Origin of the sequence: Hymenobacter cyanobacteriorum (genome assembly GCF_022631375.1) — a bacterium.
GTDB lineage: Bacteria > Bacteroidota > Bacteroidia > Cytophagales > Hymenobacteraceae > Hymenobacter > Hymenobacter cyanobacteriorum.
Genome location: NZ_JALBGC010000004.1, coordinates 338265 through 354260, shown reverse-complemented (window position 1 = coordinate 354260; position 15996 = coordinate 338265). Strand labels below are relative to the sequence as shown.

The following is a 15996-nucleotide window of genomic DNA, read 5'->3' as shown; positions in this document are numbered from 1 at the left end:
GACCGGCTGCTTTTTCAGGGGCTTGCTTCGGCGCAGAAAGGCCACTACTGTTTTTCCAAATGAATGGATTGCAGCACCGTTTTGCCCGAGGAAATAACCAGGATGTACTGGCCGGGAGCCACGCTGTTCGCAGGCTTCCAAGTCAGGTCGTGAGAGCCCGCGTTCTGGGTTTTCTCGCTGGCCAAGACGGCTACCTTGCGGCCCGTAATGTCTGTTACCATAAAGGTGAGCGTGGCGCGGGCTGCCAGCTCGTAGCGCACCGTGGTCTGGTCTATCACCGGGTTGGGGAAGACCTGTGCCGCCAGAATAGCTGGCTGCAAGCCTAAGCCGCTGGCTTGCCGTTGCGACGTTACCGTAGGCTGAGCTTTGGTACCGCTCCAGGGGTCTTGCAGGAAGGGCCAAGCGGCGCGAATGGTCGTATCGTTGCGCTCCACACCGGTCGTGAAGTTCAGCACGCTGTTCAACTGCGCGGTCACCGGGTTGGTGGCCGACGCCGTGTAGTCGTCGTACCACAGGCCCAGCGAGGCCAGCACCACGCCGCTCACCGTTTGCAGCTCGATACGCGGGGCGTCGTCTTCCAGGCGGCGTCCATTGGGGAAGCCGTCCATGTTGGGAATGAATTCCAGGTTGGAATTCGTGTTGTAGGGAGCCGTGGTCAGGCCCAGCTTGGCGGCGGCCAACAGGCCTTCCGAGCTAAATTCGGCCGAGTTGCGGGGCGTTACGGGCACGGCCATGTTCAGGCGCAGCATGTCGCCGCCCACGCTCGTGGCCGTTCCCACCGGCAGAAAGTTGTTGATGAAGGGCTTGCCTGCGGCCAGCGGGTCGCCGTTTTTGCCGGTAGCCAGCTGGAATGGCCGCACGTTGGGCACCCCGGTGTGGAAGATGGGCAGGATGTCGACCGAGCGGGGCTGGCCCGCGCGCAGCAGGTATTCGCCCAGGCCGCCGCTGGCAATGGGTGCCAGCGCGGTGCCGGTCACCGCCGTAGTGCCCGCCAGGCCCGAAACGCCGGGCGCGCCGTTGCGGAAGTCAAACCCCGCGGTTGGCAGGTTGGCCCGGCCGGCCAGCGACTTGCTTTGGATGCGCAACATGCTGAAGCCCGGGACGGCCTCGCCAAAATACGTCTGCCCGGCCGGTTTGGGCGCAGTTGTCGCCGAGGGATTGTTATCGGCCATGTACAAGGCCAGTTCCGGGTTGGTGAAGTTCACATCATAAGTCCGGTTCTCCGAGTAAGGCGTCCGTGCGTTGTACTCGTCCTTATTGCCGTAGTTGCTCACCACTTCGTTGGTGAGAGGCATGCCCAGGCGCGACACCTGCACGTAGTTTCCCGAGTAGGTTTGGGCGCCGGTGGTGTTGCCGTTGGCATCGGGGGCCACCAAGGTGCGGAGGGCCGGGCGGCTGGCCGAAGCCCACACACCAATCACGAAAGCAGGGTCCAGAATGCTGGTTGCCGCCGATACCTGCAGGCCATCGCGTTGCAACTGGCTGATGGGAATTTGCAGCGCAATGCAGTTCACGTTTTTGTGGTACAAGCCGTCGCGGGCCCGCGTGGGCCGGATGTTGCCCAGGTCCTCCACCGCACCAATGTCAACAAAGAAAGGGTCATCGGCCGTGCCGCAGAAAACTTTGGTGCCGGCGTTGGCACCGGCGGCCACCGTCTGAATGGAGTTGGTAATGAGTTGCCGGTAGTTGGCCGCGGCAAAACCCACGGTAGCATCCGAGATAGCGCGGGGGCCTACGTTGTAGGGGGGCACCACGCCGCCGGTCACGATGGTGGTGAACGTATTGCCGCCGTCGCGGCTCACCTCGCAGGTGTAGGTTGCTTTCTGGTTTTCCTTCACCCCGGCCCCGGCGTTGCGGATGCGGAAGTGCGTGGTGGGGTCCTGGTTGGTAAGGGCAAACGTGAAGCGGTACGTGATGTCATCGCCGGGCGAGGTAGGCGTACCGGCCGGCGACCCGTTGGGAATGGACGGCCGGTTTTTGATGTGGATTTCGTAGCGCACGTTCTCCCCGAAGTTGTAATACACCGGGCCGCCCTGCGGCAGCTGGAACGGAATGTAGTTGGCAATGATGGTCACCGTGTTCGGGTCGTCCGGGCTGCGGAAGGCGTACACGTCGGTGTTGTCGGCCAGCGGGTCGTAGGAGATGAGCGGGGCCTCGCGGTGGCTGGAGGCTTCGAGCTGGCCGGGCCTGACGCCCACGGCCAACGCGCCCGCCAGTACCGCCGAGCCCAGGCACACACCCAACACTGGTTTGGTAAGTAGCTTCTTCATAAGGTAACCGAAAAAGAGAAAAGTGGAAAGATGGATGAACCGGTGCGCCGAAAACACAGCCGATTTTCTTTGACGAACATTCAGGCCCCGACGTTGTCCACTTATTTCTGGTTTTCGGCCTAGCGCCGAGCCCCCTCCCGAGTAAGCTCGAGTATCTTATTAGCAATAGGCTGTGCAAAAATTTGTTTAACTGCGGAAAATAATTTTGACTATTTCGGAAAATTCGGCTTGCTACCCGTTGCCCGCCCCTTCCCTCGAACGATAAACGGGAACTTTGGCCGTAGCCAAAGTCCCCGCTGCACCAACCAGCTACCCTTGCCGGATTCAGAAAATCTTGCCCGGGTTCAGAATTCCGTACGGGTCGAATACGCCTTTTATGCCGCGCATCAGGTTCAAGTTAGCCTCTTTCAGGGCGATGCCGATGTAGCCTTTCTGCACCAGTCCGATGCCGTGCTCGCCCGAGATGGTGCCGCCCAGCTTCACGCAGAGTTCGAAGATTTCGCTGATGGGCTGGCGCAGGCCCACGTTCCACATCTCGTCGTCGAGGTCGCCGCGGATGATGTTGACGTGCAGGTTGCCGTCGCCGGCGTGGCCATAGCATACGCTCTTGAACCCGTAGCGGGCGCCGATTTCCTTCACGCCGGCCAGCAGGGTAGGCAGCTCGGCGCGGGGCACCACGGTGTCCTCCTCCTTATACACGGAGTTGTAGCGCACCGAATTGCCGATGTTGCGGCGAATTTTCCAGAGGTCGTCTTTTTGGCCGGCGGTGTCAGCCAATAGGATTTCGTCCACGTCGTACTGCTCCAGCACGCCATACACCTGCTCGGCTTCCTTATAAAGCTGGTCCAAATCCTGGCCATCGAGCTCAATGAGCAGATGGGCTTTGATGTCCTCGGGCAGCGTGAGGGGGATTTTCAGGTAGTCGGACGACCAGGCAATGGCCTCGCGCTCCATAAACTCCATTCCCGACGGAATGATACCGGCCCGGAAAACCGCCGATACTGCCTCGGCCGCCTGCGCCTCGCGCCGGAAGGGCACCAGCATCAGAATATTGTGCTGCGGGAAGGGCAGCAGCCGGAACACCACTTTGGTGATGATGCCGAGCGTGCCTTCCGAGCCCACCATGAGCTGGGTGAGGTTGTAGCCGGTGGAGTTTTTGAGCGTGTTGGCGGCCGTCCAGATGATGTCGCCGGTGGGCAGCACCACCTGCAGATTCAGCACGTAGTCCTTCGTGGTGCCGTATTTCACGGCTTTGGGACCGCCGCTGCTGTGGGCCAGGTTGCCGCCCAGCGAGCAGCTGCCCTTGCTGGCCGGGTCGGGCGGATAGAACAGGCCCACTTCCTTCACCGCATTCTGAAAAACTTCGTTGATAACGCCCGGCTCCACGGTGGCCTGCAGGTTGCGCTCGTCGATTTCGAGGATTTTATTGAGCCGCTCGGTGCTCAGCACCACGCCGTGGTGGATAGGCAGCGCGCCCCCGCTGAGGCCGGTGCCGGCCCCGCGCGGCGTCACGGGCAGGCGGTGTTGGTGGCAGAGGCGCATGATTTCGCCGATTTCCTCGGCCGAGCCGGGGCGCAGCACCACGTCGGGCGCGAAGTGAAAGTCCTCGGTGTGGTCGCGGCCGTAGTCGGCGTAGGCATCGGCGGTGGCGGCGGCTTCGGCGCGCTGGGCCGTGAGCACGTGCGCCGGGCCCACAATGGCCTCGAAAGCGACCAATAATTCGGGAGTCAACTCGTTAAAATTCATAAGCGGCAAAACGAAAAGGCCGCGCAAACTATCTTTGCGGCCGATGGGGAGGGTGACAACGAAGATACTACCGCTGCTACTGGCTTTGCTTTTGCTGGCCGGCTGCCACCGCAAGCTGAATTACCGCGACGGCCAGTACCGCTCGGCCCGCGAAATGGTGCGCCTGAAAAAAGGCGGGCGCGTGCATCCCGTGGGCAAAACCAAAGTGGTGGGCGTAGCGCCCAGCGGCGCCAAAATTAAAGTGGTGGCCAAGCGCCCCGCCCGCGTGGGCAGCGCCACTGGCACGCTGGCTTCGGTGATTGAGGCGGCCCGCTCCTACCAAGGTACTCCTTACTTATACGGGGGCACCACGCGCCTGGGCCTCGATTGCTCGGGCCTGCTGCAATTGTCTTTTGGCGAGGCCGGGGTCACGATTCCGCGCTCGTCCAACGAGCAGGCCGTGTGGGGCGACCCCGTGAAAGCCACCGACCTGCGGCCCGGCGATTTGGTTTTTTTCGGGGCTTCACCCGGCAGCCGCACCATTACCCACGTGGGAATGGTGACGGTGGCCGATGCCGAAGGAGTCGATTTCATTCATGCCTCTACCTCACTGGGCGTGGTCGAAAACAGCTTAGAATCTGATTATTACCTGAGTCGATTCATTCGGGCCGTGCGTCCGCGCCTGTAATTGGCTTATTCCACTAATCTTCTTGCGCAAACGGTTTCATTAAATCTTCCTTAAAAATGGTAAATTTGCCGTAATATTGACCCTTTCAGCTTAGCCGTACCTTTGCCTCGCTTTTAACTAAAGCTCACTGTTTCCACCAACCACTTTTTTATGAACCACTCCTATTTACGCCACTTTGTGTTGCTGGCGTTGATGCTCTTCACCGCCCACCTGGGCTGGTCGCAGGGTGCCACCACAGCCGCCATGAGCGGGGTTATCACCGACAAAACCGGCGCGGGCCTGCCCGGCGCAACGGTAATTGCCGTGCACACCCCCACGAATACGCAGTACGTAACGCCCACCAACTCGGAGGGCCGCTTCAACATTCAGAACATGCGCGTAGGTGGCCCCTACACGATTAAAGTGACGTTCGTGGGCTACAAGGACTTGGTGCGCGAAGGCGTGAGCCTGACCCTAGGCCAGAACCTGCGCTTCGACCAGCAGCTGAACGATGCTTCGACCGAGCTGACCGAGGTGACCGTAACGGCCCGCCAAAACCCGGTGATGAACGCCGACCACACCGGTGCCAGCACCACGGTGCAGCGCGAAACCATCGAGCGCCTGCCCACGCTGAACCGTTCGCTGAACGACTTCACCCGCCTCACGCCCCAGGCCAACGGCCAGAGCTTCGGCGGCCGTAACTCGGGCTTCAACAACATCACCGTTGACGGAGCCATCTTTAACAACGCCTTCGGCCTGTCGTCGACGGTAGGTGGCCAAGCCGGTGCCCAGCCCATCTCGCTCGACGCCATCGACCAGATTCAGGTGAGCATTGCGCCCTTCGACGTACGTCAGGGTTCGTTCACGGGTGCCGGCATCAACGTGGTGACGCGCTCGGGCTCGAACAAGGTTTCGGCTTCGGTGTACGACTTCTTCCGCAACCAGGACTTCGTGGGCAGCACCGTAAACGGTGTGAAGTCGGACTACCCCAAGTTCAACTTGAACAACATTGGCTTCCGCGTAGGCGGTCCCATCATCAAGGACAAGCTGTTCTTCTTCATCAACGCCGAATCGGAGCGTCGCAATGACCCGCCGACCGGCAACTTCACCGCCTCGCGCGATGGCAGCACGCCCGGTGGCACGGTATCGGCCGCTTCGGGCCGCGACCTCGACGTGTTGAGCAACTTCCTGCAGCAGCAGTACGGCTACAATGCCGGCCCGTACGAGAACTACCAGTTGAAATCGAACAGCGACAAAGCCACGATTAAGCTCGACTGGAACATCAGCAACAACAACCGCTTCAACATCAAGTACAACTACCTGAAATCGTACGCCGACATTGCGCCGAGCACGTCGGGCGCTATTGGTGGCTCGCGCTTCCAGTCGCAGTTCGGCCTGCCGTTCCTGTCGTCGTACTACCGCATCAACAACAACCTGAACTCCATCATTGCCGAATTGAACAGCACGCTCGGTGGGGGTAAGTTTTCGAACAACCTGACGGCTGGCTACTCGGCTTTCCGCGATTTCCGCGAAAGCAGCGGCGGCATCTTCCCGCTGGTTGATATTGGTAACGGTGTTGGCCGCACGGCTTCGGGCACGGCGGGCATCACGGCCTCCAACACCCTCACTGCGTTCGGTTACGAGCCTTTCTCGGCTTTCAACATCCTTAACTCGGACGTGTACCAGTTCGGCGACAACTTCACGGCTTACCTCGGCAAGCACAACGTGACGGTGGGTACTTATAACGAGTACTACAAGTTCCGCAACGGCTTTGCCCCGAACTACTACGGTAACTACTCTTACAACTCGCTCGAAGATTTCTACGCTTCGGCCGGCTTCAACTACGACCGCGCAACGGCTACCTACACGCCTTTCGCGGCCGGCACCGTGCGCCCCGGCGCCCAGCGCTACAACCTGCAGTATTCGGCCGTGCCCGGTGGTGCTTTCCCCTTCGCCGACATCACGGCCGCTCAGCTGGGCCTGTATGTGCAGGATGAATGGTCGCCCCGCAGCAACCTGAAAGTAACGTACGGCGTTCGCGCCGACCTGCCCTTCCTGACCTCGGACCTGCAGCAGAACGACAACGCCGCCAAACTCACCTTCCGCGACGGCGTGCAGCTCAACACGGGCTCGGTGCCGAAGAAGTCGGTGCTGTTCTCGCCCCGCGTAGGCTTCAACTGGGATGTGAACGACGACCGCAAAACGCAGCTGCGTGGTGGTACGGGCATCTTCACGGGCCGTGTGCCTTTCGTGTGGCTCTCGAACCAGGCCAGCAACAACGGCGTGCAGTTTGGCTCTTACACCGCAACGGGTAGTGCCGCTATTCTGCCGAACACGACCAGCACGTCGATGTTCAACCCCAACGTAGACGCTTACCGCCCGCAGAACGCGGCGGCTAACACGGCCTACAACCTGGCTGTTACCGCCAGCGACTTCAAGTTCCCGCAGGTATGGCGCACCAACCTGGCCGTTGACCAGGAACTGCCCGGCGGCGTTATTGGTACCCTCGAAGCCTTCTACACGAAGGACCTGAACGCTATCTACCACCAGAACGTGAACCTGCCCGGCACCGAAGCTAACCCGACGTACCGTGCCACGCCCGTGGGCACCGGCGGCGACAACCGCGAGGTGTTCTATGTGCTGAACAACTTGGGTGCTGGTATTACCACTCCTACCCGCAACTACCAGATTTACGCTGGTCGCGGCGGTGCCTCGGCTACGAACCCCAACATCAGCGATGCTATCCTGATGAAAAACACCAACAAGGGCTACTCCTATGCCATCACCGGCCAGCTGCAGAAAACCTTCAGCAGCGGTTTCTTCGCCAGCGTGGCTTATACCTACTCCGACTCGCGCTCGGTAAACGACGGTGGTTCGATTGCCCAGTCTATCTGGCGTGACCGCTCGGTGTCGGGCGACCCGAACTCCGATGCGCTCAGCTACTCGAACTTCCTGCAGCAGCACCGCTTCATTGCATCGGCATCGTACCGCAAAGAGTACCTTGGCCATCTGGGCACCACGCTCTCGCTGTTCTACGAGGCTGCTCCGGCCGGCCGCTATTCCTACGTGTACTCGGGCGACATGAACGGCGACAACCAGACGTCGAACGACCTGATGTACATCCCACGCTCGCAGAGCGAAATCAACCTGCGCGATATCACCCTGTTGCCCGCCGCAGGTACTGCTCCGGCCGTTATCTACACTGCGGCTGACCAGTGGAACGACCTGAACAACTTCATCAACCAGGACGACTACCTGAGCAAGCACCGCGGCGACTACGCCGAGCGTAACGGCGCCGTGCGCCCCTGGCAGAATCGCCTCGACTTCCGTTTGCTCCAGGACATTTTCACCAACCTGGGCAACGACAACCGCAACACCCTGCAGATTAGCATCGATATCTTCAACATCGGTAACCTGATTAACAGCAAGTGGGGCGCTTTCCAGACGGCCAATAAGGTTAACCCGCTCACCTTCTCGGGCTACAACCAGCAGGGTCAGCCGGTATTCACCTTCCCTTACCTGACCAACCCTACTCGCACGAGCTCGACGGATGCGACCGTGGCGGGTGGCACCAAGCTCACCGAGACTTTCCGTTACGACACGGGTGGTATTGGCTCGCGCTGGCAGGGTCAGGTTGGTATCCGCTACATCTTCAACTAAGCACTTTCGCTTAGCGTAGCCCCGGAAAGCGGGCAGGAAGCAATTCCTGCCCGCTTTTTTTGTGGCTGATTGTTTGGCGTTTGCGCAAAATCAGCAAAAAAAGTGGGCGCATTGTTTGCCAGCGCAACAAATGGCCGTACTTTTGTCGAACCAAAGCGCAACTGGCACGGCGGTAAACAACAAATCAGGGGGATTAGCTCAGCTGGCTAGAGCGCTTGCATGGCATGCAAGAGGTCATCGGTTCGACTCCGATATTCTCCACTGAAGGTGTGAATGAAAACAAAAAGCCCGTCTGGTTCGCCAGATGGGCTTTTTGCTTATACTGCCCAGTCGCATCAAAAAAGCCCCGGAATGATTTCCGGGGCTTTTCTATTGTCATCAGTTCCGCCGTTACACAAACAGGCCTTCGACCGACAGGTACCGCTCGCCGGTATCGTAGCAGAAGGTGAGCACGCGGCTGCCCTGGGGCATGTCGGGCAGCTTTTTGGCGATGGCCGCCAGTGAGGCGCCCGATGACACGCCGACGAACAGGCCTTCCTCGCGGGCAGCGCGGCGCGTCATTTCGTAGGCTTCGGCCTGGGCTATCTGAATGGTGCCGTCGAGGATGTCGACGTGCAAGTTGTCGGGAATGAAGCCTGCGCCGATGCCTTGGATGGGGTGCGGCCCCGGTGCGCCGCCACTGATGACGGGCGACGCCTCGGGCTCGACGGCGAAGGTTTTCATGCCGGGAAAATGCGGCTTGAGCGTTTCGGTAACGGCCGTGATGTGGCCGCCGGTGCCCACACCGGTGATGTGAAAATCGAAGCCCTCAGGCGCGTCGCGCAGAATTTCCTGGGCCGTGGTTTCGGCGTGGATTTTCGGGTTGGCAGGGTTGGAGAACTGCATGGGCATCCAGGCGCCGGGCGTGTTCTTCACAATTTCCTGGGCTTTCTCGATGGCACCCTTCATGCCTTTTTCGCGGGGTGTGAGTTCCAGATTAGCCCCGTAGGCGGCCATGAGGCGGCGGCGCTCAATGCTCATGCTTTCGGGCATGACGAGGGTCAGCTTGTAGCCCTTCACGGCCGCCACCAAGGCTAGGCCCACGCCGGTGTTGCCGGAGGTGGGTTCCACAATCAGGCTGCCTTTGGTGAGGGTGCCGTCGCGCTCGGCCTGCTCCACCATACTCAGGGCAATACGGTCCTTGATGGAACCGCCGGGGTTGGCACGCTCCAGCTTCACCCACACCTCCACATCGGGGCGGGTGGCGGCAAACAGGCGGTTGAGGCGGACCAGCGGCGTGTTGCCAATGGTTTCGAGAATGGAATTGGCTTTCATGGTGCGGGGGACTTGGGGAATTAGAAAAAGCGGTTGTCGTCCTGAGCGCAGCGAAGGACCTTCTCACGCAAGCAAACTTGTCGTTCTGACGGGAGAAGGTCCTTCGCTGCGCTCAGGATGACAGATGTGCAAAAAATCGTCATTAAATCGAAAATACCAGTTCGGCCGAGGGGTCGAGGCTGCGGGAAATGTTGATGTGGGCGCGGTGATACACGCGCGAGTGCGAGGGTACGCTCTCGGTGAGCCACACGTTGCCGCCGATGATGCTGTGCGCCCCGATAACCGTGCTGCCGCCCAAGATGGTAGCCCCGGCGTACACCACCACAAAATCTTCGAGGGTGGGGTGGCGCTTGGTGCCCTGCAGGCCCTTGGTCACGCTCATGGCCCCGAGCGTGACGCCCTGGTAAATCTGCACGTTGGCGCCGATGACGGCACTTTCGCCGATGACGATGCCCGTGCCGTGGTCGATGCAGAAGGCCGCACCAATTTGCGCGCCGGGGTGAATGTCGATGCCCGTGCGCTGGTGGGCGTACTCGCTGAGCAGGCGCGGCAGGCGCGGCAGCCCGCGCACGTACAGCGCGTGCGCCACGCGGTAGAGGGCCGTGGCGTAGAAGCCGGGGTAGGAACTCACGATTTCGCCGAGACCCTGAGCGGCGGGGTCGCTGGCCATAATAGCGGTGGCATCGCGCACCAGGGCGGCGCGCAGGGCCGGCAGCTGGGCCGCAAACTCGTTGGCCAGCACCGAGGGCGCGGCGGGCAGGTCGGGCACCTGGTTCAGGAGTACGGCCAGCTCGGCCCGGAAGTGGTGGAGCTCGGCGGCGACGGCGTCGGCGCTGGGCAGCGGCCGCTCGGCGCGCTGCGGAAACAGCAGGGCGAGGATGCCATCGGCCAGGGCGCAGAAGGCCGCGCCGGGCAGGGCATCGGGCACGGTGGCGTGGGCGTGGGCCAGCTGCTCGGCAAAAGAGAGGGTTTCGGAAGACACGGTAGCAGAAAAAAGCGGTATAGGAACCGGGGCAGTAAACCAGCCGGCCGCGCCGAAGGTTTGGGTTGGGGCAACGGCCGAGGGGAGTCAGCCGTTTGGCAGCAATGCGCCGGACGGGGCTTGCTCCGCTCAAAAGGTACGCATTCGCGCCTTCTAATTTCACCTCCTCCCCTACTTTCTCAACTGATGACTACCCGCGAACTCGGCCGCACCGGCCAGCAGGTTTCGGCCCTCGGGCTGGGCTGCATGTCGATGGCCTCGGATTACGCCTACGGGCCCAGCGATGCCCGCGAAGCCACCGCCACCCTGCACCGCGCCCTGGAGCTGGGCATCACGTTCTGGGACACGGCCGACGTGTACGGTTTCGGGGCCAACGAAGAACTGCTGCGGCCGGTGCTGCAAGCGCGCCGGGCGGAGGTATTTCTGGCCACCAAGTTCGGCTTCGTGGCCGACGGCCAGGGCGGCACTGCGCTCAACGTGCGCCCCGAGCGCATTGCCGCCGCCTGCGACGCCAGCCTGCGCCGGCTGGGCGTCGAGGTAATCGACCTGTACTACGCCCACCGCATCGACCCGGCCGTGCCGGTGGAGGAAATGGTGGGCGCGATGGCGGCGCTGGTGCAGGCCGGCAAAGTGCGGTTTCTGGGCGTGTCGGAGGCTTCGGCGGCTTCGTTGCGGCGGGCGGCGGCCACGCACCCCATCGCGGCGCTGCAATCGGAATACTCGCTGTTCACGCGCGATGTGGAGGCCGATATTCTGCCCGCCTGCCGCGAGCTGGGCGTGAGCCTGGTGGCCTTTTCGCCGCTGGGCCGGGGCTTGCTCACAGCCACCGGGCCGCAGCTGGCGGCGCAGGACTTGCGCCGCAGCATGCCGCGCTTCGACGACGAGAACCTGGCCGCTAATGCGCCGCTGCTGGCGGGCCTGCGCGAGCTGGCTGCCGCCAAAGGCTGCACCCCGGCCCAGTTGGCGCTGGCCTGGCTGCTGGCGCAGGACGCGCATCTGCTCCCCATTCCGGGCACCAAGCGCGTGAAATACCTGGAAGAAAACGCAGCGGCGGCCAACGTGGCACTTACCCCGGCTGAGCTGCACCAATTGCGGACACTGCTGGCGGCGCACCCGGTGGCAGGGGCGCGCTACGGCGAAAGCGCGGCGCGGCTGGTAAACCGCTAAGCGCCGGGCGCGGCCGGTTGAGGCTGGTAGCCCACCACCCACTTATACACCATTTTCAGCAGCGGCACTTCTTCGAAGGGTTTGGTGAGGTAGTCGTTCATGCCGGCGGCCAGGCACTTGTCGCGCTCGCCCACAATGGCGTTGGCCGTAAGGGCCACAATAGGCGTGGTAAGGCCGAGGCCTTGCCGCAGCTGGGCGGTGGCCTGATAGCCGTTTTGCACGGGCATCTGCACGTCCATCAGGATGAGGTCGTAGGGCTGAGTGCGGGCCAGGTCCACAGCCAGCTGGCCGTTGGAGGCCTCCTGCACCTCGATGCCGGCATTGGTGAGGAAAATGGTGGCCAGCATGCGGTTGAACACGTTGTCTTCGACCAGCAGCAGGCGCTTGCCGCGCAGGGCCTGCTGCTGGTACTCGAGGTCGTCGTACTGCTTCTGCACCAGCGACTGTGGGTGGCCCACCGGCAGGCGCAGCACAAATCGGCTGCGGGTGCCGGCGTGCTTGCGGCTTTCGAGGCGCAGCTGGCCGCCGAGCAGCGCCACCAGCTTCTGGCTGATGCTCAGGCCCAGGCCGGTGCCGCCAAACTGCCGCGTCACGGACGAGTCTTCCTGGCTGAACTCCTCAAAAATCTGCTCCAGGTATTCGGCTTCGATGCCAATGCCGGTGTCTTCCACCACAAACTCGACCAGCGCCTCGTGCGGGGCGGGCCGGCCCAGCAGCGTGCAGCAGAGGCGCACGTGGCCCTGCTCGGTGAACTTAATGGCGTTGCCGGCCAGGTTGAGCAGCACCTGCGTGAGGCGGTGCGGGTCGCTGAACAGCACGGCGGGCAGGGCCGGGTCGAGCCGGGTTTCGAAGAGCAGGCCTTTCTCTTCGGCCCGGTAGCGCAGGGTTTTTTCGACTTGCTGGCACAGGCGGGCGGGGTCGAAGCCGATGTGCTCGATGGCGAGGCGGCCGGCCTCAATCTTGGCCGAATCGAGGATGTCGTTGATGATGACCAGCAGCATATCGGCCGAAGCCGTGATGGCGTGCAGGTAGCTGGCCTGGGTGGCATCGAGCGCGGTTTTTTCCAGCAAGTGGCTCATGCCCAGAATGGCGTTCATGGGCGTGCGGATTTCGTGGCTCATGTTGGCCAGGAAGCGCTGCTTGGCCTGGGTGCTGGTTTCGGCCACGGCTTTGGCTTCGCGCAGGCCGGCTTCGAGCTGCTTCTGAGGCGTCACGTCGAGATAGATGCCGATGGAGCCCACGTGGCGGTGGTAGCTGTCGTAGAGCGGGGCGCCGCTCACCAGCAGCCACTTGGGCGCACCGGATTTGGTGGTCACCATAATTTCGTAGGAATCGGCCACGCCGTCCTGGCGCGACTGCAGCTTGCTTTCGACCAGCGCCAGGTCGTCGCCGGAGAGCAGCAGCGGCGACAGGCGCTGCCCCTGCAGCTCCTCGGTGCAGAACCCGGTCATGTCGCAGAAGCTCTGGTTGGCGTAAATCAGGTGGTCGTCGAGGTCGGCTTCGACCAGGCCCAGCGACATATTTTCGATGATGCCGCGGTATTTTTCTTCGCGGCGGCGCAGTTCGGTTTCGGCCCGCGTGCGGGCCGTCACGTCCTGAAACTTCCAGAGCTGGCCCAGGTAGCGGCCGTAGTCGTCGTGCACCGGAATGTAGTCGCGCTGCAGCACGCGGCCATCCAGCAGTTCCAGCTTATCGCCCAGCACCAGCTCCTTGCGCGCCAGCAGGGCCGCGATGCGGGCCAGGTAGGCGGCGGGCTGGCGCATGTGCTCGCCCGATTGCGCGGCCAGCTTGCCCCCATCCACCCCAATGAGGCGGGCGGGCGCGGTGGGGCTGTTCAGCAGCTGGCAAAACGCCTCGTTGGTGAGCATGATGCGCCGGTGCTCGTCTTCCAGCACAATGCCCTCGCGGAAGTTGTCTATAACAGCGCTCAGGCGGCGGTTGGTAGCCGCCAGGGCGTGCTGCGTTTCCTTCAGGGCCGAAATGTCGGTGTTCGAGCCGGTGAGGATGGTGGGGTGGCCGGCCGCGTCGCGGGCCGTTATCATGGCCCGGGCCAGCACCCACTTGTAGCGGCCATCGGCGCAGCGCAGCCGCAATTCGTGGGAGCAGGTAGGTACGGCCCCCGTCAGGTAGGCCGCTGCCAGGCGCTGCACCGCGTCGTAGTCGGCCGGATGAATCAGCTTGCGCATGTCATCGTCTACCAGCGCAAAAGCGTCATCCGAATACCCCAGCATGGCCTTGTACTCCGGCGAAAAATATACCACCCGGGTGCGCAGGTCCTGCTCCCAGGTACCGTCGCCGAAGCCTTCGAGGGCCAGCTGCCAGCGCATTTTGCTCTGGCGCAGGGCCGTTTCGGCCTGTTTCAGCGGCGTGATGTCGAGCAGAATGCCGCTGTATTTCACCCAGCCGACGCCGGTTTCCGTCACAATGGAGCTGCCCCGCAGCCAGCGCACGGGCTGGCCGGGCACCAGCACGCGGCCCTCGTAGCTCCAGGGCAGGTGGTGCAGGGTGGCGTAGTCGAGATTCTGCAGGAAGCCCTCCAGCTCGTCGGGGTGGATGAAGTCGGTCATCCGGTTCAGGTCGGCCGGCTCCAGGCCGAACAGCTCGCGCACCTTGGGGCTCACGTAGTCGAACTGGTAGGGGCCATTGTCGTACTTGCGCCACTCGTAAAGCACGCCAGGCACGTTTTCGGCCAGCGTGCGGAAGCGCTGCTCGCCGTTGGCGCGGTCCAGCTGCTCCTGCTTCCAGCCGGTAATGTCCTCGAGCAGGCCCACGTAGCGCACGGGGCTGCCGGCCTCGGCGGGCACGGGCCGCACACTCACCCGCAGCCAGCGCACGGCCGTTCGCTCGGGCAGCGGCAGCTCGTACCAGAACGGCCGCTGCAGGCGCAGGCCGGCCTCGATATAGGCTCCCAGCGCCGAATCGCGCACGTGCCCCCGCAAAAACGTGGCCGGCTGCTGGCCCAGCACCGCCGCCGCCGGCAGTCCCAGCAGAGCCGTGAAACCGGCATTCACCCACTGCACCCGGTAGTCGGCATCGGCCAGAATTACGCCCGTATGCGTTTCGGCAAACAGGTAGCGCCACAGGCTGGCCGAAGCAAACGCGGGCGTGTCCGTCGTCAGCGCCGACTCGTTGAGCGCGTCCAGTTGCGCCCGTAGCGCTTGGTTTTCGGCCTGTTGCCGGGCCAGCTCGGCTTGTAGTTCGGCATTCGTCATACGGCAGCGGGAAAGGCTGATGGCGCAATACGTAATTCCTCGGGCCCGCCCAAGTCAGTGGCAATCACCAGCTAACGGCCCGCCCAGCTAATGGTTAGCTCCGAAGCCGGTCTGGCGTCGGACGGCCTCCCTTAGCCCGGCAGCTGGCGCACGTAGCTGTGCGACACCGGCACCGGCCCGTGCACGCCGTGCTGCGCAAACGCCAGCTGCAGCGCCTCCGTGAGGCGCGCCGTGGCCGGGCCGCCGCGCCCGGCCAGCGTGTAGGCCCGGAACGATACCGCCAGGCTGCCTGGCCGCAGCGCCGTGACGACCACCTGCGGAGCCGGCGCGGGCAGCACGTCGGCATCGGCGGCCAGTAGCGGCACGGCCCAGGCGCGCAGGGCTTCGAGGTCGGTAGGGCCTTCGAGCTCGGCGGCAATGTCGACCAGCGACTTGTTCTGGGTGGTTTTGTTTACGATGACGTTGTTCGAGGTGGCGCCGTTGGGCAGAATCACGGTGTCGCCCTGCGGCGTAAGGAGGATGGTGTTAAAAATCTGGATTTCGCTCACCTCACCGCTTTTGCCCTGGGCTTCAATGGTATCGCCCACCACGTAGGGCTTGAACACCAGAATAAGTACCCCGCCCGCGAAGTTGGCCAGCGTGCCCTGCAAAGCCAGCCCCACCGCCAGCCCCGCCGCCCCCAGAATGGCCACGAACGACGTGGTTTCAAAACCCACCATGCCGGCCACCGAAATCAGCAGCAATACCTTTAGCACGATGTTGACCAGACTGCGCAGAAACGAGCTCAGCGACACATCGAGCCGGGCCGTGGCGCGGCCCAGCAGCTGGCTGGCGCGTCCAATCAGCCACCAGCCGATTATCAGGGCCAGGCCCGCCATCAGCACGCGGGGCAGGTAGAGCACGGCCAGGTTCTGGAGCTGCTGGGCGTAGGAAGTGAGTTGGTTCATTGGGGAAAGGGGACTTGGGGACATGAAAGAACGTCATGCTGAGCTTGTCGAA

The 15996-nt window shown here is 62.8% G+C and carries 9 protein-coding genes and 1 tRNA gene; 4 read left to right on the top strand and 6 right to left on the bottom strand.

Annotated elements, in window-relative coordinates:
- Positions 1 to 44: 44 nt before the first annotated feature.
- Both MON38_RS15785 and MON38_RS15780 read right to left on the bottom strand, forming a co-directional pair.
- The gene (locus MON38_RS15785) at positions 45 to 2270 is read right to left on the bottom strand and encodes a DUF4331 family protein (protein WP_241937111.1); all 2226 of its coding nucleotides are present in this window, start codon (positions 2268 to 2270) and stop codon (positions 45 to 47) included.
- Between the two features lie 324 nt (positions 2271 to 2594).
- Positions 2595 to 4016, bottom strand: a complete 1422-nt coding sequence (locus tag MON38_RS15780; protein WP_241937110.1) for an FAD-binding oxidoreductase — start codon at positions 4014 to 4016, stop codon at positions 2595 to 2597.
- 52 nt (positions 4017 to 4068) lie between these two features.
- Here MON38_RS15780 and MON38_RS15775 point away from each other — a divergent pair, with 52 nt between their 5' ends.
- From MON38_RS15775 to MON38_RS15765, 3 genes are all read left to right on the top strand, one after another.
- Positions 4069 to 4683, top strand: a complete 615-nt coding sequence (locus MON38_RS15775) for a C40 family peptidase (protein ID WP_241937109.1) — start codon at positions 4069 to 4071, stop codon at positions 4681 to 4683.
- A 150-nt stretch (positions 4684 to 4833) separates the two neighbouring features.
- Positions 4834 to 8322, top strand: a complete 3489-nt coding sequence (locus MON38_RS15770) for a TonB-dependent receptor (RefSeq protein ID WP_241937108.1) — start codon at positions 4834 to 4836, stop codon at positions 8320 to 8322.
- A gap of 187 nt (positions 8323 to 8509) precedes the next feature.
- Positions 8510 to 8583, top strand: a tRNA-Ala gene (locus MON38_RS15765).
- A 129-nt stretch (positions 8584 to 8712) separates the two neighbouring features.
- On the opposite strand, the gene cysK is transcribed toward MON38_RS15765, so the two are convergent.
- Positions 8713 to 9636: a cysteine synthase A gene (gene cysK / locus MON38_RS15760; protein WP_241937107.1), complete on the bottom strand. Its 924-nt coding sequence runs from the start codon at positions 9634 to 9636 to the stop codon at positions 8713 to 8715.
- Positions 9637 to 9778: 142 nt separating this feature from the next.
- Positions 9779 to 10618: a serine O-acetyltransferase gene (locus MON38_RS15755; protein ID WP_241937106.1), complete on the bottom strand. Its 840-nt coding sequence runs from the start codon at positions 10616 to 10618 to the stop codon at positions 9779 to 9781.
- 186 nt (positions 10619 to 10804) lie between these two features.
- On the opposite strand from MON38_RS15755, the gene MON38_RS15750 reads away from it, so the two are divergent.
- A complete protein-coding gene (locus MON38_RS15750) occupies positions 10805 to 11785 on the top strand; it encodes an aldo/keto reductase (RefSeq protein WP_241937105.1) in 981 nt (326 codons plus the stop codon).
- On the opposite strand, the gene MON38_RS15745 is transcribed toward MON38_RS15750, so the two are convergent.
- Positions 11782 to 14997: a PAS domain S-box protein gene (locus MON38_RS15745; protein ID WP_241937104.1), complete on the bottom strand. Its 3216-nt coding sequence runs from the start codon at positions 14995 to 14997 to the stop codon at positions 11782 to 11784. The two genes, MON38_RS15750 and MON38_RS15745, sit on opposite strands and share 4 nt — an antisense overlap.
- Positions 14998 to 15128: 131 nt before the next feature.
- A complete protein-coding gene (locus tag MON38_RS15740; RefSeq protein WP_241937103.1) occupies positions 15129 to 15944 on the bottom strand; it encodes a mechanosensitive ion channel family protein in 816 nt (271 codons plus the stop codon).
- Positions 15945 to 15996 lie beyond the last annotated feature (52 nt).